The organism is Salinibacillus aidingensis, assembly GCF_039522525.1.
Lineage (GTDB): Bacteria > Bacillota > Bacilli > Bacillales > Alkalibacillaceae > Salinibacillus > Salinibacillus aidingensis.
The window spans coordinates 307,663-328,660 of record NZ_BAAADO010000004.1 but is presented as its reverse complement, the minus strand read 5'-3'; the positions used below and the strand labels follow the sequence as shown (position 1 = coordinate 328,660).

Sequence of the window (20,998 nt, the reverse complement as noted above, 5' to 3'; positions counted from 1 at the left end):
GGGTGCTTTACACAGCCTATGGAGTGAATAATCGCTGGATATCATTCCATGTTACGACGATCATCAATAACATGAGCAGCGCAAATCCGAGAAAGTGAACAATCCCTTCCTTTTGAGGATCAATAGGTTTGCCCCGAACTGCTTCATACCCCACAAATAACAACCGTCCCCCATCTAAGGCAGGCAGTGGCAATAAATTAATAATTCCTAAGTTCACACTTAACATCGCCATCCAGGTCAGGAATGTGTAGAAACCTGTCTGAACAGCCTGGTCGGTGACATCATAAATACCTACAGGTCCAGCGAGATTGTCAATGGATAGTTGTCCTGTAACGAGTTGTCCAACACTTGTTAAAATCAGCGTTGACAATTCATAGGTCTCTGTAAACCCATATTTCACAATTTCACCCGGCGATTCATCAAATGCCTGTCGAACCCCGATTTGCCCAATTTCTTCACCTTGCTGCCCTTCTATGGCTCTTGGTGTAACCGATAAATTCATGATTTCTCCATTGCGGTCCACGGTCAATTCAACCTCTTCATTTGGATGCGCCTGGATTTCCATTACAAAATCGACCCAAGTATCAATGGATGTATTATCGACTTGTAAAATTCGATCTCCCTGCTGTAATCCTGATTCGTCAGCAGGATAATTTTCGCTGATTTCACCCAGTTGTGCTTCCTCAACAGGTACGCCCTGTGCAAAACCAAGGATGATAAACACGACGATGGCCAGTATAAAATTCATCATCGGCCCCGCAAAAATCTGCATAGCTTTTTTGGGCACTGATTTTGATGCAAATTGACGATTATAAGGCGCTATTTGTGTTTCGTTTTCATCCATAATGAAAAACGCTTTTGGATCAACGTCAAATGTTAAACGCTCTTCACTATCCACATCATAACCGGTAATCATTAATTCATGATCCAAATCAACACGTTCTACTTCAATCACACGGGCATTTGGATGCTTGGATTTATTATTTACAATAATTTTATTGACTTTTCCAATTTGATTAAACTCAAGACCAATATGCTGACCAGGCTTCAGTTCAATAATTTCAGGATCTTCCCCTGCAACTCTTACATAACCACCAATAGGAAGCAGTCTGACTGTATATAGAGTTTCATTTTTTCGATATGAAAAAATTTTGGGTCCAAACCCAATGGCAAATTCGCGAACTAACATCCCTGCTCTTTTCGCGAAAATCATATGGCCAAACTCATGAATAAAGACGAGCAGACCGAACATAAAAATAAAAGCAATAACCGTATTCAAAGAAAGCACCTTCCTTTAGTTTACATAAGATTTTACTCGTTGCCTTGTTGATTGATCCACTTCTATAATTGTAGATAAATCTGGTTCCTGTATTATTGTATGCTTATCCATTGTTTTTTGAATAAAATCTTCTATCTCAAGGAAAGAAATTTTATTATTTAAAAACAATTCTACCGCCTGTTCATTGGCAGCATTCAGCACTGTCGGCATGGTGCCACCGATTTTTCCTGCATCATAAGCCATTTTTAAACAAGGAAAGCGTTCCAGGCTCATCCTTTCAAATTGCAGTTTTCCTATATCCATTAAGTTTAACGCTTTTGCATTTGAAATATCAAGCCTGTTTGGATACGTTAATGCATATTGTATGGGTCCTTTCATATCTGTGGTCCCAAGCTGTGCCATTATACTATGATCCTTAAACTCAACCATGGAATGAATAATGCTTTCTCTATGTAAAATTACATCAATCTGCTCGAAAGGAATATCAAACAACCAATGGGCCTCTATGACTTCCAAACCTTTATTCATCATGGTAGCCGAATCAATCGTTATTTTAGCTCCCATACTCCAATTAGGATGTTTAAGAGCATCATGCCTGGTCACATTCTGAAGCTCTTCTCTTGATTTATCTCTAAAACTGCCTCCTGAGGCTGTAATGATAAGTCTTTTAACCTCATCTGCCCGCTCACCTTTCAGACATTGATGGATGGCGGCATGCTCACTGTCAACAGGAAGAAGCTGAACTCCATGTTTACGTGCCTCTTTCATAACAAGATGTCCGGCGGTTACCAGTGTTTCCTTATTAGCAAAGGCAATTCTTTTCTTCTCCTTTATAGCGGCCAAAGTTGGTTCAAGACCAACACTTCCCAGGACAGCATTCACAACCATGTCCACTTCAGGAAGGGTGGCAACTTCAGTCATTCCCTCATTTCCAACTAATAGTACGGGATTGTAAGTGATTTTCCTTTCCAATTCCTGTTTCGCCTCTTTATTACTCACAACAATATATTGAGGGCGAAACTCCTCGATGATAGGAAGGGCTTTTTCTGTGCTTGTTCCATAAGCAATGGCATAAATGTGAAATTGTTCTTTTAACTCCCGTATGACCTCAACTGTTTGAAGGCCTACGGATCCTGTAGCACCAAGCAGGGTAATATTTTGCATCAACACCGCTCCTAAACCTGTTAATTAAAAAAGCCAATAAAATATAACACAGGCAACATAAAGATTAAGCTGTCAAACCGATCTAATATGCCACCATGACCCGGTAAAATCTTACCGGAATCTTTCACATCATATGTACGTTTAATGGCCGATTCCACTAAATCACCAATTTGACCTACCATTGAAGCAATGATTGTAATCCCGATCATAGATAAAACCGAATAGTCCCCAATAGCATAGATGAATTGAAAAATAACAGCTACTACGCAAGCCAGTATAATTCCACCTATAAACCCTTCGACAGTCTTTTTCGGACTAATGTTCGGCCAAAGCTTTCTCTTTCCTAATGATCGGCCCACAAAATATGCTCCTGTATCAGTTGCCCAGATGACAACCAATACATAAAGCAGGTATTCAAGACCTGACTCTCTAGCCAGCATGAGACAATAAAAGCCAATTCCCACATAAACAATAGAGGTTGCTAAAAAACCAGTATCCTCAAAAGTAAAAGTGTTCTTTTTCAGCACCATATACCCTAATAATACAAATACGCCTAAAGCAAGCCACTCCAGCTTACTATAGTTTTCAAGAAAAGTTATGGGTAACATAGAGGAATCATATAAAAGGATCCATAATGAAAGCATTGAAATGGTTGTCGGCCAGGATATGATAGGAATATTACGCATTTTGAGCAATTCCAAGAGTGATACGGAGGCTAAAAGGTAAATAACAAGCTGAAATAGCCATTGTCCATATATGACAATGGGTACAAATAAAAGTAATGCTATAATAGCGGTCAATACTCTTTCTTTCATGCTTTCTTCAACACCTTAAATTCCCCCATATCTTCTTTTACGGTTCTGATAATCTATGAGGGATTTTTCAAATTCAATTTCGTCAAAGTCCGGCCATAGTACTTCTGTAAAGTAAAATTCAGCGTAAGCAATCTGCCATAATAAAAAATTACTAATGCGAATTTCTCCACTGGTGCGTATTAACAAGTCTGGATCTTCATAGTCCTTCGTATACAATCTTTCCGAAATCGCTTCCTCATTAATATCATCCTTTGACATCTGCTGCTGTTCAATATCATGAACAATATCCTTCACAGCACCAACGATTTCATTTCTGCTTCCATAATTTAAAGCAAAATTCAGGATGAGCCCATCATTCTGAGCAGTTTCGTCTATAGAAGTCTGAACAGCCTTTTGAGTATGAACAGGAAGGGCACTAAAATCACCGATTGTTCGTACTTGAACATTGTTATCTATTAATTCTTGTAAATATGTATCTAAAAATTCACTTGGTAATTTCATAATATAATCCACTTCAGATTTAGGGCGCTTCCAGTTCTCTGTGGAGAAAGCATATAATGTTAGAACATTCAGCTTAAGTTCAACCGCTTTTTTTACAATTTTTTTTATTGTTTTCATTCCTTCTTTGTGTCCCGCAGCTCTTGGCAGACCTCGTTTTTTCGCCCATCTTCCATTTCCATCCATAATAATAGCGACATGTCCTGGCAGGCTTTCATTTGTTTGTATCGTACTGCGTTTTCTATTCTTACTTTTTAAAAAAGGAATCCGTATTGCCATAAATTAAATCCTCCAGTCAGGATTTATCTATCCATTTAATAAGTACAAATATTATAAATCAATCACTAAGGAGAAAGAAAGACTTTCTTTCGAGTTAATGATAATTGGATGTGAAAAATCCCCCATGCAGTGGGAGATTTATCAATCCTTTTCTTTTTTTATGGAATGAATAAGGAGCTCACATAAACAAGCAGATGTGAGCATTAAACCTCCAGGATTCCATCTTCTTTTTCTTTTGTTAGTTGATCAATTTTATCAATGTATTTGTCTGTTTCTTTTTGAACATCATCCTGAAAGCCATGCAGTTCGTCTTCTGTCAGCTCTCCATCTTTCTCCATTTTCTTCAGCTGATCATTACTGTCACGACGAATATTACGGATTTGTACTCTTGCTTCTTCGGCATATTTACGGACAATTTTCACCAATTCCTTACGGCGTTCTTCCGTTAATGCTGGAATATTAATACGAATCATATTCCCGTCATTATTTGGAGTTAACCCTAAATCTGCTTTTTGAATAGCTTTTTCCATGTCACCTAATGCACTTTTATCAAATGGAGTAATCACAAGTAAACGAGCCTCTGGTGCTGAAACATTTGCTAATTGGTTCAATGGGGTCATTGTACCGTAATATTCCACTAATACGCCATCTAAAATAGATGGATTCGCGCGGCCTGTACGTATGGTTGCTAATTGTTTTTGATAGGCATCTTTTGCTTTTTCCATTTTCTCCTGGGTTTCTTTAATGACTGCTTGACTCATTTTTCTTTCCCCCTAACAATAGTTCCAATATTTTCTCCTTGAACAACACGTTTAATATTTCCTTCTTCCGTAATAGAAAACACAATAAGCGGGATATCATTGTCCATACAGAGTGAAGATGCTGTTGAATCCATAACTTCTAATCCTTCATTTAAAATATCTAAATAGGATAACTGTGTATACTTTTTAGCATCCTTATTTTTTACAGGGTCAGCATTGTAAACCCCATCAACATTATTTTTGGCCATTAAGATAACATTGGCTTCAATTTCAGCAGCCCGCAATGCTGCCGTTGTATCTGTTGAAAAGTACGGATTACCTGTACCCCCTGCAAAGATCACCACACGTTTTTTCTCCAGATGACGCATAGCTTTTCTCCTAATGTATGGCTCTGCAACCTGCCTCATTTCTATAGATGTCTGCACTCTGGTTGGAATTCCAATGTTCTCGAGACTATCCTGTAAAGCCAGTGAATTCATGACAGTTGCCAGCATTCCCATATAGTCAGCAGTAGCCCTGTCCATACCTACCTCACTGCCTACTTTACCGCGCCATATGTTTCCGCCACCTACAACGACTGCGACTTCCACACCAAGCTCTGCTACTTCTTTCACTTGCTGGGCAATTGATTTTACAATAACAGGGTCAAGTCCATAGCCGGCATTTCCACTTAGAGCTTCTCCACTTAACTTAAGTACAATTCGTTTATACTGGACTGATGTCATAGTAACCTCCATCTATTATCAATTTTTCACATTCTATAAAGTTCACCCTTATAAGATAGCGAAAAATTGATAAAATTATGATTTGGTTTAAATGTGTTTATTTCCGGGATATCTTTAGTATGTAGGATTTTTGAAAATAGGGAACACCACGTGTCCCCTATTTTCAAAGTCAAAACTCTTTTGTGGTGTTATTTTTTAACTTGACCCATAACTTCATCAGCGAAGTTTTCTTCACGTTTTTCCATTCCTTCTCCTACTTCATAACGTACAAATTGTTTCACAGTCGCATTGTTGGATTCTACAAATTTCTTAACGGTTTGATCAGGGTCTTTTACAAATTCCTGTTCAAGAAGACAGATGCCCTGGAAGAACTTGCCGAGACGCCCTTCTACCATTTTTTCAACAATATGCTCTGGTTTCCCTTCATTCAGGGACTGCTGCTTAAGTACTTCGCGCTCACTATCTACTTCTTCTTTAGGTACATCATCACGGGATAGATACTTAGGATTTACAGCAGCTACGTGCATAGCAACATCTTTAGCAACGGACTCATCTGTTGTTCCCTCAAGAACAGTTAGTACACCAATACGTCCACCCATATGAAGGTAAGTACCAAATGCATCACTATCTGTTTTTTCGGCTACTGTGAAACGGCGAAGAGAAATTTTCTCCCCAATTTTAGCAATCGCATCTGTGATGTAAGATTCTAAAGTTTCGCCTTCACCATGTAATTTTTGCTGCAGAGCTTCTTCAACGGTTGCAGGCTTTTGTTTAACAAGGTGTTTTCCAAGATCAGCAAGAAGATTTTTAAACTGATCATTTTTTGCAACAAAGTCTGTTTCAGCGTTCACTTCAAAAATTACAGCAGTATTTCCATCCACTTCGATGTATGTAGATCCTTCTGCAGCGATACGATCAGCTTTCTTTGCCGCTTTTGCAATACCTTTCTCACGAAGAAAATCAACTGCTTTTTCCATGTCACCATCTGTTTCTGTTAATGCTTTTTTGCAGTCCATCATTCCTGCACCTGTTTTTTCACGTAACTCTTTTACCATTTTTGCTGTTACAGCCATGACATTTCCTCCTTAACCTTCCATGATAATAATGGTCTTTATTATTATTCAAATGGTACAGCTTTCATATCCATTCTCTTTGATAAAAAAGGTGATAAAAGGCTTTTTCCCTCTTATCACCTTCAAAACCTTTCTTACTCTTCTACTGGTTGTGCTTCTTCTTCTTCTTCTTCTGCTACTTCTTCGCTTGTTTCACCTTGACGAGCTTCAAGAATTGCATCAGCCATTTTGCCGGTAAGAAGTTTTACAGCACGAATTGCATCATCGTTTGCCGGGATAACATAATCCACCTCATCCGGATCACAATTCGTATCAACCATTGCTACAATTGGAATGTTTAATTTATGTGCTTCAGCTATTGCGATACGCTCTTTACGAGGGTCAATAACAAATAGCACGTCAGGAATTCCTTCCATATCCTTAATACCGCCAAGGAATTTTTCAAGGCGATCTTGTTCCTTCTTAATCATAACAACTTCTTTTTTAGGAAGAACATCAAAAGTTCCGTCCTCTTCCATGCGCTCAATATCTTTAAGACGCTGGATACGTTTGCGAATCGTTTCAAAGTTCGTTAACGTACCACCTAACCAGCGCTGGTTTACGTAGAACATACCGGAACGTGCTGCTTCTTCACGAACAGTATCCTGTGCCTGCTTCTTAGTACCTACAAATAGAACAGTACCTCCATCAGCAGCTACATTCTTCACGTATTCGTATGCTTCCTCAACCTTCTTAACTGTTTTTTGAAGGTCAATAATATAAATGCCGTTTCTCTCTGTGAAGATATACTTCTTCATTTTTGGATTCCAACGGCGAGTTTGGTGACCAAAATGTACACCAGCCTCTAAAAGTTGTTTCATTGAAATTACTGACATTCTTTCTTCCTCCTATAAAATGGTTTTGGCCTCCGTCTGTCTCATCTTTATACAGGGACTTCCCTACTTGAAAGCACCTCCTGCACAATCGACAGACGTGTGTTTTACACCAAAAGTAAATATATCATATGGACAGTATTCATTCAAGCAGAAATTTATGATTGTGATTGAAATTTAATAAACAACTCAATTTCTGTTTTCCCTTTGTTCAATTTTTGAGCAATTTCTTCAGTAGAAAGTCCCTCATTATATAATTGCAGCGCTTTTGCGTGATCTGATACTCCCTCTGCTTCATCCTCCACTATAATGGATTCCGGATTATATTTCTCCACGTTTTTGGTTTCCTTTGCAGTTGTTTCCTTTTTCTGTACCGGTTCCACGTATGTATCCAGGGTTGGACTTGAGTTTTGCCGGGAATCTGGTGCTGTTTGTTTTTCTTTCACATTTTTGCCATTTTCATTCAGAATATTCAATAGACGTTCATTTTCCTTTTTCATCTCGGTAATATAGGAGGAAAGCATTTCTTCCATTTCTTTTCTTTCCTGCACGGACATACCTGATGAATTCTGTGAAAACCGTCGATAAAGATAAATGATAAATATAAATACAATCGCATGTAAAATCAGACTGAATATAACTAAAAATTCTATCATAGCTTCCATTCCTATCTTGTTAAGTCAAATCGATTTCCTAAATAAGGATGTTTCTGTTTCTGTCTGAATAAATTTCTTTCCATTTCCCGTCTGTTCAAGGAGGTCCCGGGAGAGTCAGAACGTGCATCATCATTCTGGAGACGTTTGTGCTCTTTTTGTCTGAGTTCATTAACCTTTTTTCGTCGCCTCTCCTCTTCCTGCTGCTTAGCCTGAGCCAGATAATGCTGACTATTCGCCGATCTTTGTTCAAGCTGTTCCTGAATCTGGCCGGCATCCTGTGTCCGTGGCAGAGCAACCTGCATTTCTACAGCTTTCCAGCTCATAAAGAGTCAACCTCCATCCCATTAATGAAATGGTGAAACCTGAATTTCAGAGCCCTCTAACTTTATTTTCACATTTCTGGATTGAGTCAAAAAATTCTTCTGGTATTTACCAAAGTTGACTTTAGAGTTTGGGTACAGTATACCATGAATATAAAAAACAGGCTGGGAAAAATCAACATTTATTTCCTTCTTTTCCGAAAGCTGTTTTTGTACTTCTAAATATTCTGATGTTGCTGCTCGCAAGGACTTTTCCTGCTTTAGGAGAGTATCTTTTTCACTGAATGTTAATTCTCCTCTTATGGATGCTATTTTTTTCAACTTTTCACCTAGTTGTTTCAGTTTATTAATGGTATTTTTAAGTTCTGTTAAACGATCCTCTAAATGCTGTAAGGTATCTAAATGATCCTTATTTTCACCTAAATATATATTTGTTTCCGCTTCCAGGCGATTCCCCAGATCCTTCACATATATATGCTGTCCGGCAGACAAATGGCCACCAATGATACTTCCTCTTTGACAGAAGATGGTTTCCCTTGCTGTACACTGACTGAGCAAAATAGATTGTTCAACAAAAATGTTTCTTCCAGCTTCCACATTTCCCTGATTTATATATTTTGTATGGACGTCCAGGCCGGAACGCACCATACCTTTATGAACCGCTGATATTCCTTTTTGTATAAAAATAGAGCCACCAGCTTCTAATACTGCACTTTCAACTAAACCCATAACGTGGATATCACCCTTTGCTTTAACGGTAAAGCCTGAGGGAATATCGCCATGTATAACCACTGAACCGTTAAAATCAATATTTCCGGACCGCAAATCAACATCATGATTGACCTCATAAGTCGGTAATACTTGTATGGAACGATCTACAAGAGAAACCTGACCATCCATTGTTGCTATAAGGGTATCCTCGCTTGCCCATTTTGTGTTTTTACCTGCCTTCACACGGGCAATCTTTCCCTCCTGCGGCTTCACTTCTGCGCCGAAAACGTTTAAACCTGAATTTCCATCTGTTGGTGGAATCATCTTTAAAATCGGTTCTCCGCCTGTAACCTTTGGAATTTTCATAACTTCCCGGAAATCCAGGTTTTCCTTTTCCTCAATAGAAAGGTCTGATTGCAAATTTATGAAAAATTCAACCCTGCCATCCTTTCCGTGTTCAACTGGTTGTCCAGCTGCAATCAAACAGGGAAATGTGACTAAGGATGGATTTTCCGTAATCCTGTTTATTTGTTCATCAAGATGACCGAAAGTAATATTACTCTCATCAAATAGCTCCTGTAGATCCTCAATCGTGATCTCATCTCTTTCAAAATCTCTTTCAAAATCCCCTCTTAACTCAAGATAAGCTTCCATTTGATCCTCTGTAACGCTAATCCTGAACCAATCCTTTGCTGAATTTAATGATACCATATTGTCCTTCCCCCCATTTATGGACTAAATACGGATATAACTTCTGAAGACCTTAGTCAATGACTTGTAAAAGGACCTTTCTGAGCTTAAAAACTGCACGGCTGTGGATTTGTGAAATTCTTGATGTTGAAAGCTCTAATACCTCTCCTATTTCAGTTAAAGTTAATTCCTTATGATAAAATAAACTAATGACCATTTGTTCCTTTTCATTTAAAGTTTTAATTGCCTTACTTAATTCACCAACTTTTTCCTGATCGATAAGCTGATCCTCTGGCAGGGATTCCTTTTCATCCGGAATCATGTAACCAATACCTTCTGCGTGCTGGCCATCCTCATCACTTGATTTTTCCTCAATGGATAAGGTGTTTGCATAAAGGGTATCTTTCATGACTGTTAATACTTCCTGACTGGAGATTCCCATCTTATCCGCAATTTCCTCAGGCTCAGGCTCTCTGCCCAGCACCTGCTCCAAGTCTTCTGCAACAGCATCTATTTTTTTCGATTTCTCACGGACTGTTCGTGGAAGCCAATCCTCTCTTCTTAATCCATCCATGATAGCACCGCGAACCCGGAAAGACGCATAGGTATCAAATTTCAAGTCTCTCTTATAATCAAACTTCTCAATAGCATCCACCAATCCTAATAATCCGAGACTTTTAATTTCCTGCCGACTGACATTTCCAGGCAAATGGGCAGAAATTCTTCTTACGTGATAATCGACTAAAGGCATGTATTGGGCAACAAGTTCGTTCCCCGCATCCTCATTTCTATGTTGTTGCCACTTATTCCATAATGACTGTAAATCGGGAGCCTCCTGCTGCTTCATCCCTTGACCTCCTTCAGACGGTAAATCCTGTTAAATTTCTTTTATTCCCTCATTTACTGTACGTATCGTCAGCATGCCGGTCACAAAACTAAATTCAATCGTTCGACCGTTTGAACCTCCAACCTCTTCACTAATCAATGGAATACGAAGGCTTGATAGCACCTGCTTAACCGCTTCTATATTACGAGGTCCAATTCTCATCATATCCTGTGCTGCAGAGAGCTGAAACATTTGCGCACCCCCGGCTATTTTGGCTTTTAAGTAATGGGAACGTGCTCCATTTTGTTTTAATAAGGTTATGGCTTCCCGGATTCCTGTGTCTGCATATTTTGCCCTGTTTAAATTATCTCCCCTGAACGATGATGAATCAGGGAGCATGATGTGTACTAAAGCAGCCAACTGTTCACGAAGATCATAAATCAAAACTCCAACACAAGAGCCAAGTCCGGAAGTACGAATTTTACCTGGACCTTTTAAAATCCCTATATCTGCTATACCTACTTTTACAATTTCTCCTGCAGTCTCCATACTAACGAGGAGCTCCTAAAGCATTAAAAATTTTGTCAAAGGAATTAGGGTCAGGCAGGAGAAAGAACTGTCCTTTCATCTGGTCATACTGATCCTTTTCATCTAATAACAGCGTTTCAATAAAAATCGCCTGGTCAGCAACCTGGGAAATCTCCACTAATCCTGCCGTTAAAATAGCACCAACCATATCAAAAGCTGCTGATGGTACAGACGGCTGAATGTTGAGGTTTGTCATATCGGATAAGGCACTTAGGTACGATCCGCATAATATGTTTCCCAACTCCACATAAGCGGAAACAGCAAGATCAGAATAGGGTGGAGACTGAAAATGGAAGTCGTCATTCCCCGTCATTTCCCTTATAAGCATACTTGCCTCGTGCGGAGGGAGTACAAAAAACATACTGCCGGAAATATCCCCTTGAATTTTCACAAAAATAGAAGCAATTTCTTTCTCCGGACCACCTGTCATGTCCATCATTTCATCAAAACTGACGATATTTACTTCAGGAACTTTCATTTGTATTTTCCGGTTTAATAAAGCTGATAAAGATGTAGTTGCATTTCCGGAACCGATATTTCCAATCTCTTTTAATATATCTAAATGTAAGCTGGAAAAAGAAAACGAATCATTCATAATGTTCTACCCTTCTACCTGTGATATTTCAGTTATCTCCTCTTCCGAAAGGACTTTTTCAATGTTTAAAAGAATTAATAATCGATTGTCTAATTTTGCAACTCCCCGGATATAATCTACATCCACTGATCCTATTACTTCTGGCGGAGGCTCAATCGCATCGGCTGAAACATCGATAACATCATTAGCAGTGTCGACAATCATTCCAACTTCTTTATCTTCCAGTGAAACAATAATTATTCTGGTGCTGTCGTCATATTCCGCTGGCTCTATTCCGAATCTTTCCCTTAAATCAATAATCGGAGTTACCACACCTCGAAGATTAATAACTCCTTTTACAAATTGAGGTGTCCCGGGAACTCGTGTTACTTCCACCATACGCTCAATGGAACCTACAGCGTCCACCGGGGCTCCGTACTCTTCATTCTTTAATTGAAAAACGATTACTTTTTCATTCCGTTGTTCTTTTGTCATCTGCATCATTCCCCCTTACGTTATTATCTGCAAATCCCCTTCAATTTTGAACAAGCTCACATAGCAGGGATCCCATTTGATCTATGCTTACTACATGATTGACCTCTTTTGTATTTAGAGCTGCTTTGGGCATCCCGAAAATCACAGCTGATTCTTCAGATTCGACAATGACCTTTGTCCCCTTATCCTTTTCCTTCAATGTTTGAATCCCTTTCGATCCATCCGAACCCATACCTGTCAGAATTAATGCATATTTTTCATAATGTTTCAGATCTGCTGCAGATTCAAACAATTTATTGACAGAAGGGCGATGTCCGTTCACCGGCTCGGATTGTACAACTAAAGCAGTCAATGAAGTTCCTGTTCGTTTAATTTCTAAGTGATAATCGCCAGCGGCAATGTAAACCACACCTTTAGATAATATTTCTCCATTCACTGCCTCCTTAACAGACAGTTTGGACTCGCGATCTAAACGTTCAGCCAGTGATTTTGTAAATGCAGCAGGCATATGCTGGACAATTAAAATTGGAGCCGGGAAATCATCAGGCAAAGCAGGGATCAGAGATTGTAAAGCTCTAGGTCCACCAGTTGAAACACCTATAACAACAATCTTCTTCTTTTGGCTGACGGTACTGTCAGTTCGAGAAGATGCGGGTTTTGGCAAAGTTGCTTTTGTATGAATTTGATGGACATTAACAGTTGCGGCGTGTTTTACTTTCGAAATGATTTCATACTCTGTTTTGTAGATATCGAGCGAAATAGACCCGGAAGGTTTCGTAATAAAGTCAATCGCACCCAGGTGTAAGGCCTGAAGAGTGCTGTCTGCTCCGGATTTAGTCACACTTGAAACCATAACAGCCGGTACTGGACATTCCTTCATAATCTTTTCTAATGCTTCAATCCCATTCATGACAGGCATTTCCACGTCTAAAGTAATGACATCAGGTGAAAGACTTTTGATTTTTTGAATACCGTCCTGTCCATTTCGTGCTGTTCCAACAACCTGGATTTGATCATCCTGATTTAAAATATCTGAAATCATTTTACGCATAAATGCCGAATCATCTATGACCAGTACTCGGATGTTTTGCATATTAATCTACCTTTCTCTTAAATAGCATTTTCAGCTTTGTAACAAAGGAGTGACGTATGGCCATTCTTTCCTTGGATTGCTCACCTAAATAGTTGTCAATCAGTTGTGCTAGCTGCAAACTAATTGCCGACCGTTTATTATGCAAAAGGAATGGAATCTGATCTTTAACCGCCTTGACTAGAGCGTGGTCATCCGGTAAAACACCTAAAGGAATAAACGATTGCTTCAAATACTGTTCAACCACAGCTTTAAATTTTTTAATGGTCAGGTCACCATCCTCAGGTTCTGCTCGATTAACAATAAGATAAACGGGTATGGAACTCTGCTCATAGTACAGATGCTTCATCACCGCATATGCATCTGTTATGGAAGTTGGCTCAGTATTTGTTAAAACAAAGCATTCATTCGCAGCAAATGCAAACTGTAAATGCTGATCCTGCATACCGGCTCCCAGATCAAAAAGAATATAATCATATTGCATAGAGATCGACTGCAGCTGGTCTGCAAAATAATCAAAATAATGAGGATTAAAGTGAAAAATATTGGTTAATCCTGAACCAGCAGCCACATAAGATAGCGAATTCGGACCTTTTTCTATAATATCTCCAATTTCCAACGATTCCTGAAACATTTGAATGATTGTCTTCTTCGGGGCTACCCCCATTAATACATCAATATTGCCCATTCCAAAATCCAAATCAAATAAAAGAACTCTTTTTCCTTTTTGCTGAAGTCCAATAGCAAAATTAAGCGCAAAATTGGATTTCCCCACTCCTCCTTTGCCGCTCAGAATGGCAATCGTTTTGGCTTCTTTAATATCCTTCTTCTTTTTAAGCAGATCTCTTAACTTTTGCGCCTGATCAGTCATGGTTCCAACCACCAAGAATTAAGGAAATGATTTGTTCCGTAGATCCTTCCTTTATATCATCCGGGACATCCTGACCATCGGATAAAAAGGCAAGACCGGCATTCCCTTCCTTCATAATGTTTAATATTGGTCCATATTCAGAGGTTTCATCTAATTTGGTAAAAATAAGCTTCTTAATCGGAAATTGATGAAACTGCCACTGTACAGCTGATAGTTCTTTGTTTTTTGTTGTAGCAGATAGCACGAGAAACATTTCATCATCCTGCTCGAAATCGATGGTATCCTCCAGCTGTTTTATAAATTCGACTTGTTTATAGTTACGTCCTGCTGTATCCACTAAAATTATGTCGAAATTTGAAAATTTTTCTTTTGCTTTTTGAAAATCATCCTGGTTATAAGCAATTTCTACAGGAACGTCTAAAATTTTGCCATAGGTTTTTAACTGATCAATCGCACCAATACGGTAAGTGTCGGTCGTTAAAAAAGCTACCTTCTTCTTTTCCTCCACCACAGCCTTGGCTGCTACTTTGGCAATTGTGGTTGTTTTTCCTACACCAGTAGGCCCTACGAAAAACATGACTTTAGATGAAAATTCTTTAAAACCATTTGAATAAGCCTGCAAATGCTCTTCCAATTCTTCTCTTAACCATTGAAAGATAAGCTGATCATTCACCTGTTTATTATGAAGATAATACTTTTCCAGCAAGGGGTCTATGATCAATCTCACAGTTTCTTCATAAAGTTCCTGGTTTATTAAATATTGATAGGCTTTATTAATTGGAGCCGGTAAGTAGTCCTGTGAACCGGCAGCTGAGTTTTGTTGTGCTGTCACCGTCTCCCTTAATTCACGAAGTTCTCTAATGACTTCATCAGAAACCTGTTTATCGGATCCGGATGGTCCTGTTACCTTTTGATTATTTTGAGGCTTTCGTTCACTGATATTATGCCTTGGCTGCAGCGAAGGCTTTTGTTTTTTCTCGTGTGTAGGATTTGGATCGATAGCAGCGATAACTTCTATGCTGTTTTTCTTAAAAATTCCAAAAATCCCCTTAGGCTTGACAATTTTTGAATTTAAAATCACCGCATCACTGCCCAGTTCATTACGAACCTGTTTCATGGCTTCCGGCATGGTCTGGGCTGTGTATTTTTTAACCTTCATTAGCTATTCACCACCCCTGTACTTTGTACCTCAACAGATGGTTCTATTTCATTGTAGGAAAGAACCACAACTTGAGGGAGAAATCTCTCAATTAACTGCTTCACATACATCCGAATCGCTGGTGAGCAAAGAAGAACGGGTGTAGCTTCCTGTAATGACAGTTTTTCGATTTGCTGATTAATCGATTGAATGATCTTTTGCTGGGATTCAGGGTCAAGAGCTAAATAACTGCCGTGCTCTGTCTGCTGAACATGATCTGCAATAAGCTTTTCTACTTGCCCTGATAAAGTTACCACCTTTAAAATCTGATCATCATTTATATATTGACTAGATATTTGGCTGGCTAAGGCCTGTCTGGCATATTCTCCCAGAAGATCTGTATCATTTGTCATTTTACCGAAGTCAGCCAAGGTTTCAAAAATGACAGGCAAATTCCGGATGGATACCTGCTCTCGTAACAGCTTGGCCAGAACTTTCTGGACTTCTCCAGTGGATAAAGGCTCTGGGGTAACTTCCTCCACAAGAATTGGATTACTTTCTTTCAGATGATCGATTAACTGCTTCGTTTCCTCTCTGCCCAGCAATTCATGTGCCTGCCGCTTAATAACCTCTGTAATGTGCGTGGATACAACGGATGGCGGGTCTACCACAGTTGCTCCCAGCATTTCGGCCTCATCTTTAAGATCCTCTGAAATCCATTTTGCCGGTAAGCCAAAAGCAGGTTCCATCGTATCAATGCCATCGAGATCTTCTTCCTCGATTCCAGGCATCATGGCCATATAGTGATCAAGGTAAATCTCACCTCTGGCCACTTCATTCCCCTTTACTTTTAAACTGTATTCATTAGGATTCAGCTGAACATTGTCACGTATCCGGACAACCGGGATAACCATTCCCAGCTCTATGGCCAACTGGCGGCGGATCATCACAACCCGGTCCAGTAAATCTCCTCCCTGATTCGCATCTGCCAGAGGAATCAGAGCATAACCAAATTCGAATTCAATCGGATCGTGACTAATCATCTGAATAATGCTGTCAGGTGAAGACATATCTTGAGATTCGATTTCTTCCTCCTCCTGCCATTCTTCACCCTCTTCTTCGGCTTTTGTTTTACTTAATTGAAAGCCTCCGAAGGCCAGAACACCTGCAATCATGGTAGTTAACCCAAAGTTAATTGGCGTCAGCCCAAACATAAATATGGTGACGGCAGCAACATATAGTAATTTAGGGAATCGCAGCAGCTGATTTGTAATATCGGTACCCAAATTTCCTTCAGAAGCTACTCGTGTAACGACAATACCTGTTGCGGTGGAAATGAGTAACGCCGGAATTTGTGATACAAGTCCATCTCCAACTGTAAGGCGCAGGAATTGATTCGAAGCTTCACCAAACGTTAAGCCCATCTGAGCCACACCAATAATTAATCCAAAGATAATATTGATAATAACAATAACAATCCCTGCAATCGCATCACCCTTAACAAATTTACTGGCACCATCCATGGCACCGTAGAAATCCGCCTCCTGTTCAATTTTTTCTCTGCGATCCTTTGCCTGCTGTTCAGAAATTAATCCTGAGTTAAGATCAGCATCAATACTCATTTGCTTACCAGGCATCGCATCTAATGTAAATCGTGCGGAAACCTCTGATACACGCTCAGAGCCTTTCGTAATGACGATAAACTGGATAATAATTAAAATCAGGAAAATCACAAAACCAACCAATGAGTTATCCCCGATAACAAAACTTCCGAATGTATCAATAACGACTCCCGCATCCCCTTCAGATAGAATGGATCGTGTTGTGGATACGTTTAATCCCAATCTGAATAAAGTTAAAAGCAATAAGAGAGAAGGAAACACTGCAAATTCCAGTGCCTCAGTTGTATTCATAGCAACAAGGATCACGATTAAAGCGAGTGTGATGTTAATTAAAATGAATACACTTAAAAGCCAGCCCGGCATAGGAATGACGAGCATAACAATAATTAATATAACAGCTGATAATACAGATAAATCTTTAAGTTTCATGATGGTCTCTCCTCATTGCTTCAAACTTTATTTTGCAATCGATATACGTAAGCAAGAACTTCGGCAACAGCCTGATAAAAGTCTTCATGAATGACTTCTCCTATTTCAACCTTTGCGTATAAGGAACGTGCCAGTGACCGATTTTCCACCATGGGAATATCGTGGTGTTTGGCCACTTCCCTAATTTTAAAAGCGATATAGTCAACCCCTTTTGCTGCTACATAAGGAGCATCATATTTATCTTCATCATACTTAATCGCAATAGAATAGTGCGTCGGATTGGTAATCACTACATCCGCATCTGGTACTTCACTCATCATTCGTGAATTAGCCATCTGCCTCTGTCTTTCTTTTACTTTGGACTTTATTTGTGGATCGCCTTCCATGTTCTTATGTTCATCTTTAATATCCTGCTTGGACATTCGAATGTTTTTTTCATGATCATACCTTTGATAGATATAATCGATGACGGAAATGATTAAAAGCCCTATGGAAGCTGCAATCCCCATGGTTATCGTCATCTGTCCAAAAAAAGCGAGGGCACTATCAAGGCCTTTTAAGGACATGATCATCATTTGGTCTTTGTTCATCCAGATAACCGTAAATGTAATACTGCCGATGACAGTAATCTTTAATAAAGATTTCAGAAGCTCCACCAGAGCCCGGGCCGAAAATATCTTCTTGGCTCCTTTTATAGGATTTAATTTCCCAAGGTTAAACTTTAGAGGTTCGGTGGTAAATAAAAACCCTATCTGCAGAAAGTTAGAAGCCAGTCCGGCAATAACCGCCACAATCATAACGGGAAGTAACACCATAACCCCATCAACCGTGTATTGAAAAAACATGGACTGGACAGTATCTGCTGTTACGTTCCACTGGATATATTCCACAAACCCTTTTTCATAGATCGCCATTAATCGTTCTTTCAGGTACCCGCCCATGACAAAAAATAAAATAAACATCATAAACAGAAGGATTGCGGTATTAACATCCTGACTTTTCACAACCTGTCCTTTTTTTCTTGAATCCTGACGCTTTTTCGGGGTAGCTTTTTCGGTCTTTTCCCCTGCGAAATATTGCAAATCCAAGGATAACCATTTCATACTAAGCACCCCCAAATAAAGACATTAATCCTCTCATAGCGTTGAGAATGGTTTCAAATAATTGTTGTATTAAGGTTACATAAATACCCAGAAAAACAAAAATCACGACAAAGCTGACAAAAATTTTCAAAGGCAGCCCTACAACAAACACGTTCAATTGTGGAACGGTTCTTGCCACAATCCCTAAAGCAACATCAACCAGAAACAGACAGCCTACGATGGGGATGGACATTTGAAATGCGATTAAAAACATTTGGCTAAAGCTTTCCATCACAAATTGCACAATCGAATCGTTCTGAAACGGAACCATTTGATCGATTTCGATATATTGATAGCTGTAAAAAATACCATCAAGCAATAAATGATGGGCATCAACCGTTATGAGAAAAAGCAAGGTAATGGTATATAAAAATTGACCAATTAAAGGACTCTGGATCCCTGTTTGCGGATCCATCACATTGGCAATGGCAAAACCCATCTGGAAATCAATAAATCCGCCTGCAATTTGAATAGCACCTAATATAATAAAGGCAATTAAACCGATAAGTATCCCGACAATAAGCTCTTTCAGTATTAAGAGAATAAATTGCCCATTTAACAGGAAAACAGGGATATCTACGGTATAAAACATGATCCATGATAAAAAAATCGCAAAACCTAGCTTATGAGTTCTGGGAAGATTACGATAAGAAAATACAGGTATTGTTAAGAAAAAACCAATGACCCTTGCAAAAATCAAGATAAATCCTGGCAGTTTACTAAGTTCAAAGACTTCTAACATATTAACCAATCACTTGATGGAGATTGTTAAATATATTTGCGGTAAAGTCCACAACCTGAACAAGCATCCAGGGACCAAAGAAAATAATCCCTATAAAAACAGCTATGATTTTCGGAATAAAGGCAAGGGTTTGTTCCTGGATTTGTGTCGTTGCCTGAAAAATACTCACTAATAAACCTACAACCAGAGCCAGAATTAATATGGGACCAATAACCGTAAGCAACGTGTACACCGCAGTCTCTGCCAAGGAGATAACAAATTCACTATTCAAAATGATGCGCTCCCTTCCAAAGCTAGAAGCTTTCTAATAATGAATGGGTGATCAGATACCAGCCATCCACAAGTACAAATAATAAGATTTTAAAAGGTAAAGAGATCATGACTGGTGGTAACATCATCATTCCCATCGACATTAAAATACTGGCAACGGCCATATCAATGATTAAAAAGGGAACAAAAATCATAAATCCCATTTGAAAAGCTGTTTTTAATTCACTAATGGCAAAAGCAGGGATTAATGTTGTAAGAGGCACATCTTCTAATGTCTCAGGTGCCTCCATTTGGGTATAATCCATAAATAAAGCCATATCTTTTTGTCGTGTGTGCTTGGCCATAAATTCCTTCATTGGCATACTGGCCTGATCATAGGCTTCATCAATGGTAATTTCTTCATTGAATAATGGCTGTAAGGCTTCTTCATTAACTTCCTGAAAAGTAGGTGCCATGATAAAGAAGGTTAAAAACAGTGCCAGCGCAATTAATATTTGATTCGGCGGCATTTGCTGTGTAGCCAGAGATGTACGAACAAAGGACAAAACAATGATTATTCTTGCAAAGCTTGTCATCAATATCAGGATACTTGGAGCAAGAGCCAGAACAGTTAATAAGAGTAATAATTTAACGGATGTTGAGACACTCTGGGGATCCGTGTTATTAAAAAAGTCTACAAATTCACCCATCCTGATCCTCTTTTCCGGTATCCCTGTTATTTTCCATCAGCTTTTGTCTCCCATTTTTTAATTTCTTAAGCTCACTGTTAAATTGCTCTTTGAAGGAATTCGTAACTGATTCCTTATCACTCTGCTGTTCTTTTCTCTGCTCCAAGGATTTCAGCATGGCTTTAAACGGCTGGTTGGTATTTGCTTCCTGATCTTCTTTTAATAACTCTTCTTTCGTTTCCTCATCCTCAATTTCTGTCAGCATTGAGATATCCTCACCCACACCGATGACAAAGACACGATCAGCTATTCTGACCATTTGAACAGATTTATTAGAGCCTAAGGATATCCCGCCTAAATTCTCCAATGCCTGCACCTGCTGAAACATTTTATTTCGCTTTTGTAAAAACTTTAATAAGAAATAAATAAGAGCCAAAACAATCAGAAGCATAATAACCATTTTAATTAAATTCCCCATTAAAGAACCGTTGTCTGCCTGTAATTCCGGTTCCTGTTCAGCGGAAGAATTACTCTCATTGTTTTCTTCTTCTTGCTGTTCGTTTTGTTTCTGGTCGAAATATTCATCAACATTCATAGCTGCCTGTACATAGCCAAGGTTTATCGGCTGTACGATAAAAGCAATAATAAATACTAATGATAGAATCGGCCTTACATATCTGTTCATAACGTTTCCCCACTT

At 39.0% G+C, this 20,998-nt stretch carries 24 protein-coding genes; all 24 read right to left on the bottom strand.

The features are described from left to right. Positions 1 to 16: 16 nt before the first annotated feature. The 24 genes from rseP to ABD006_RS11610 all read right to left on the bottom strand — a co-directional run bounded on the left by rseP (position 17) and on the right by ABD006_RS11610 (position 20,983). Entirely contained in the window at positions 17 to 1,279 is a 1,263-nt protein-coding gene (rseP, locus tag ABD006_RS11725) for an RIP metalloprotease RseP (RefSeq protein ID WP_343841200.1), read from the bottom strand. 15 nt (positions 1,280 to 1,294) lie between these two features. After that, positions 1,295 to 2,443: a 1-deoxy-D-xylulose-5-phosphate reductoisomerase gene (locus tag ABD006_RS11720; RefSeq protein ID WP_343841198.1), complete on the bottom strand. Its 1,149-nt coding sequence runs from the start codon at positions 2,441 to 2,443 to the stop codon at positions 1,295 to 1,297. Positions 2,444 to 2,463: 20 nt separating this feature from the next. Further along, positions 2,464 to 3,258, bottom strand: coding sequence for a phosphatidate cytidylyltransferase (locus ABD006_RS11715; RefSeq protein ID WP_343841196.1), 795 nt, complete (start codon positions 3,256 to 3,258; stop codon positions 2,464 to 2,466). Positions 3,259 to 3,273: 15 nt separating this feature from the next. Then, positions 3,274 to 4,035: an undecaprenyl pyrophosphate synthase gene (gene uppS, locus ABD006_RS11710; protein ID WP_343841193.1), complete on the bottom strand. Its 762-nt coding sequence runs from the start codon at positions 4,033 to 4,035 to the stop codon at positions 3,274 to 3,276. Positions 4,036 to 4,238: 203 nt separating this feature from the next. Next, positions 4,239 to 4,796, bottom strand: a complete 558-nt coding sequence (frr, locus tag ABD006_RS11705) for a ribosome recycling factor (protein WP_343841190.1) — start codon at positions 4,794 to 4,796, stop codon at positions 4,239 to 4,241. Beyond that, complete coding sequence (gene pyrH / locus ABD006_RS11700) at positions 4,793 to 5,521, bottom strand: UMP kinase (RefSeq protein ID WP_343841187.1); 729 nt, start codon at positions 5,519 to 5,521, stop codon at positions 4,793 to 4,795. Before pyrH ends, frr begins: the two co-directional genes overlap by 4 nt. A gap of 188 nt (positions 5,522 to 5,709) precedes the next feature. Next, the gene (gene tsf, locus ABD006_RS11695) at positions 5,710 to 6,594 is read right to left on the bottom strand and encodes a translation elongation factor Ts (RefSeq protein ID WP_343841184.1); all 885 of its coding nucleotides are present in this window, start codon (positions 6,592 to 6,594) and stop codon (positions 5,710 to 5,712) included. 134 nt (positions 6,595 to 6,728) lie between these two features. Next, positions 6,729 to 7,469, bottom strand: coding sequence for a 30S ribosomal protein S2 (rpsB, locus tag ABD006_RS11690; RefSeq protein WP_343841181.1), 741 nt, complete (start codon positions 7,467 to 7,469; stop codon positions 6,729 to 6,731). A 155-nt stretch (positions 7,470 to 7,624) separates the two neighbouring features. Continuing rightward, positions 7,625 to 8,122: a DUF6115 domain-containing protein gene (locus ABD006_RS11685; protein ID WP_343841179.1), complete on the bottom strand. Its 498-nt coding sequence runs from the start codon at positions 8,120 to 8,122 to the stop codon at positions 7,625 to 7,627. 11 nt (positions 8,123 to 8,133) lie between these two features. Further along, positions 8,134 to 8,445, bottom strand: a complete 312-nt coding sequence (locus ABD006_RS11680; protein ID WP_343841176.1) for a hypothetical protein — start codon at positions 8,443 to 8,445, stop codon at positions 8,134 to 8,136. A gap of 21 nt (positions 8,446 to 8,466) precedes the next feature. Beyond that, a complete protein-coding gene (locus ABD006_RS11675; protein ID WP_343841173.1) occupies positions 8,467 to 9,864 on the bottom strand; it encodes a FapA family protein in 1,398 nt (465 codons plus the stop codon). Between the two features lie 52 nt (positions 9,865 to 9,916). Beyond that, positions 9,917 to 10,690, bottom strand: coding sequence for a FliA/WhiG family RNA polymerase sigma factor (locus ABD006_RS11670; protein WP_343841171.1), 774 nt, complete (start codon positions 10,688 to 10,690; stop codon positions 9,917 to 9,919). A 30-nt stretch (positions 10,691 to 10,720) separates the two neighbouring features. Then, a complete protein-coding gene (locus ABD006_RS11665) occupies positions 10,721 to 11,218 on the bottom strand; it encodes a chemotaxis protein CheD (protein WP_343841169.1) in 498 nt (165 codons plus the stop codon). A 1-nt stretch (position 11,219) separates the two neighbouring features. Next, a complete protein-coding gene (locus ABD006_RS11660) occupies positions 11,220 to 11,852 on the bottom strand; it encodes a chemotaxis protein CheC (RefSeq protein ID WP_343841166.1) in 633 nt (210 codons plus the stop codon). 6 nt (positions 11,853 to 11,858) lie between these two features. Beyond that, a complete protein-coding gene (locus tag ABD006_RS11655; protein WP_343841162.1) occupies positions 11,859 to 12,326 on the bottom strand; it encodes a chemotaxis protein CheW in 468 nt (155 codons plus the stop codon). Between the two features lie 40 nt (positions 12,327 to 12,366). After that, positions 12,367 to 13,419: a protein-glutamate methylesterase/protein-glutamine glutaminase gene (locus ABD006_RS11650; protein ID WP_343841160.1), complete on the bottom strand. Its 1,053-nt coding sequence runs from the start codon at positions 13,417 to 13,419 to the stop codon at positions 12,367 to 12,369. 1 nt (position 13,420) lies between these two features. Continuing rightward, positions 13,421 to 14,287, bottom strand: coding sequence for a MinD/ParA family protein (locus tag ABD006_RS11645; RefSeq protein ID WP_343841157.1), 867 nt, complete (start codon positions 14,285 to 14,287; stop codon positions 13,421 to 13,423). Then, entirely contained in the window at positions 14,280 to 15,446 is a 1,167-nt protein-coding gene (gene flhF / locus ABD006_RS11640; RefSeq protein WP_343841155.1) for a flagellar biosynthesis GTPase FlhF, read from the bottom strand. The genes ABD006_RS11645 and flhF overlap by 8 nt, the downstream gene beginning before the upstream one ends. Next, a complete protein-coding gene (flhA, locus tag ABD006_RS11635) occupies positions 15,446 to 17,476 on the bottom strand; it encodes a flagellar biosynthesis protein FlhA (RefSeq protein ID WP_343841152.1) in 2,031 nt (676 codons plus the stop codon). Before flhA ends, flhF begins: the two co-directional genes overlap by 1 nt. A gap of 20 nt (positions 17,477 to 17,496) precedes the next feature. Further along, a complete protein-coding gene (gene flhB / locus ABD006_RS11630) occupies positions 17,497 to 18,579 on the bottom strand; it encodes a flagellar biosynthesis protein FlhB (RefSeq protein ID WP_343841150.1) in 1,083 nt (360 codons plus the stop codon). Position 18,580: 1 nt separating this feature from the next. Further along, positions 18,581 to 19,360, bottom strand: a complete 780-nt coding sequence (gene fliR / locus ABD006_RS11625) for a flagellar biosynthetic protein FliR (protein ID WP_343841148.1) — start codon at positions 19,358 to 19,360, stop codon at positions 18,581 to 18,583. A gap of 1 nt (position 19,361) precedes the next feature. After that, the gene (fliQ, locus tag ABD006_RS11620; protein WP_343841146.1) at positions 19,362 to 19,631 is read right to left on the bottom strand and encodes a flagellar biosynthesis protein FliQ; all 270 of its coding nucleotides are present in this window, start codon (positions 19,629 to 19,631) and stop codon (positions 19,362 to 19,364) included. Between the two features lie 22 nt (positions 19,632 to 19,653). Further along, positions 19,654 to 20,319 carry a flagellar type III secretion system pore protein FliP gene (gene fliP / locus ABD006_RS11615; RefSeq protein WP_343841144.1) on the bottom strand — a complete coding sequence of 222 codons (666 nt, stop codon included), beginning with the start codon at positions 20,317 to 20,319 and terminating at the stop codon, positions 19,654 to 19,656. Beyond that, positions 20,312 to 20,983: a flagellar biosynthetic protein FliO gene (locus tag ABD006_RS11610; RefSeq protein ID WP_343841142.1), complete on the bottom strand. Its 672-nt coding sequence runs from the start codon at positions 20,981 to 20,983 to the stop codon at positions 20,312 to 20,314. Before ABD006_RS11610 ends, fliP begins: the two co-directional genes overlap by 8 nt. Between the last annotated feature and the right edge of the window lie 15 nt (positions 20,984 to 20,998).

Coding starts and splice junctions, on each gene's coding strand:
- ABD006_RS11720 (WP_343841198.1), bottom strand. CDS start 2,443: ATGCAAAATATTACCCTGCTTGGTGCTACAGGATCCGTAGGCCTTCAA.
- ABD006_RS11715 (WP_343841196.1), bottom strand. CDS start 3,258: ATGAAAGAAAGAGTATTGACCGCTATTATAGCATTACTTTTATTTGTA.
- uppS (WP_343841193.1), bottom strand. CDS start 4,035: ATGGCAATACGGATTCCTTTTTTAAAAAGTAAGAATAGAAAACGCAGT.
- frr (WP_343841190.1), bottom strand. CDS start 4,796: ATGAGTCAAGCAGTCATTAAAGAAACCCAGGAGAAAATGGAAAAAGCA.
- pyrH (WP_343841187.1), bottom strand. CDS start 5,521: ATGACATCAGTCCAGTATAAACGAATTGTACTTAAGTTAAGTGGAGAA.
- tsf (WP_343841184.1), bottom strand. CDS start 6,594: ATGGCTGTAACAGCAAAAATGGTAAAAGAGTTACGTGAAAAAACAGGT.
- rpsB (WP_343841181.1), bottom strand. CDS start 7,469: ATGTCAGTAATTTCAATGAAACAACTTTTAGAGGCTGGTGTACATTTT.
- ABD006_RS11685 (WP_343841179.1), bottom strand. CDS start 8,122: ATGATAGAATTTTTAGTTATATTCAGTCTGATTTTACATGCGATTGTA.
- ABD006_RS11680 (WP_343841176.1), bottom strand. CDS start 8,445: ATGAGCTGGAAAGCTGTAGAAATGCAGGTTGCTCTGCCACGGACACAG.
- ABD006_RS11675 (WP_343841173.1), bottom strand. CDS start 9,864: ATGGTATCATTAAATTCAGCAAAGGATTGGTTCAGGATTAGCGTTACA.
- ABD006_RS11670 (WP_343841171.1), bottom strand. CDS start 10,690: ATGAAGCAGCAGGAGGCTCCCGATTTACAGTCATTATGGAATAAGTGG.
- ABD006_RS11665 (WP_343841169.1), bottom strand. CDS start 11,218: ATGGAGACTGCAGGAGAAATTGTAAAAGTAGGTATAGCAGATATAGGG.
- ABD006_RS11660 (WP_343841166.1), bottom strand. CDS start 11,852: ATGAATGATTCGTTTTCTTTTTCCAGCTTACATTTAGATATATTAAAA.
- ABD006_RS11655 (WP_343841162.1), bottom strand. CDS start 12,326: ATGACAAAAGAACAACGGAATGAAAAAGTAATCGTTTTTCAATTAAAG.
- ABD006_RS11650 (WP_343841160.1), bottom strand. CDS start 13,419: ATGCAAAACATCCGAGTACTGGTCATAGATGATTCGGCATTTATGCGT.
- ABD006_RS11645 (WP_343841157.1), bottom strand. CDS start 14,287: ATGACTGATCAGGCGCAAAAGTTAAGAGATCTGCTTAAAAAGAAGAAG.
- flhF (WP_343841155.1), bottom strand. CDS start 15,446: ATGAAGGTTAAAAAATACACAGCCCAGACCATGCCGGAAGCCATGAAA.
- flhA (WP_343841152.1), bottom strand. CDS start 17,476: ATGAAACTTAAAGATTTATCTGTATTATCAGCTGTTATATTAATTATT.
- flhB (WP_343841150.1), bottom strand. CDS start 18,579: ATGAAATGGTTATCCTTGGATTTGCAATATTTCGCAGGGGAAAAGACC.
- fliR (WP_343841148.1), bottom strand. CDS start 19,360: ATGTTAGAAGTCTTTGAACTTAGTAAACTGCCAGGATTTATCTTGATT.
- fliP (WP_343841144.1), bottom strand. CDS start 20,319: ATGGGTGAATTTGTAGACTTTTTTAATAACACGGATCCCCAGAGTGTC.
- ABD006_RS11610 (WP_343841142.1), bottom strand. CDS start 20,983: ATGAACAGATATGTAAGGCCGATTCTATCATTAGTATTTATTATTGCT.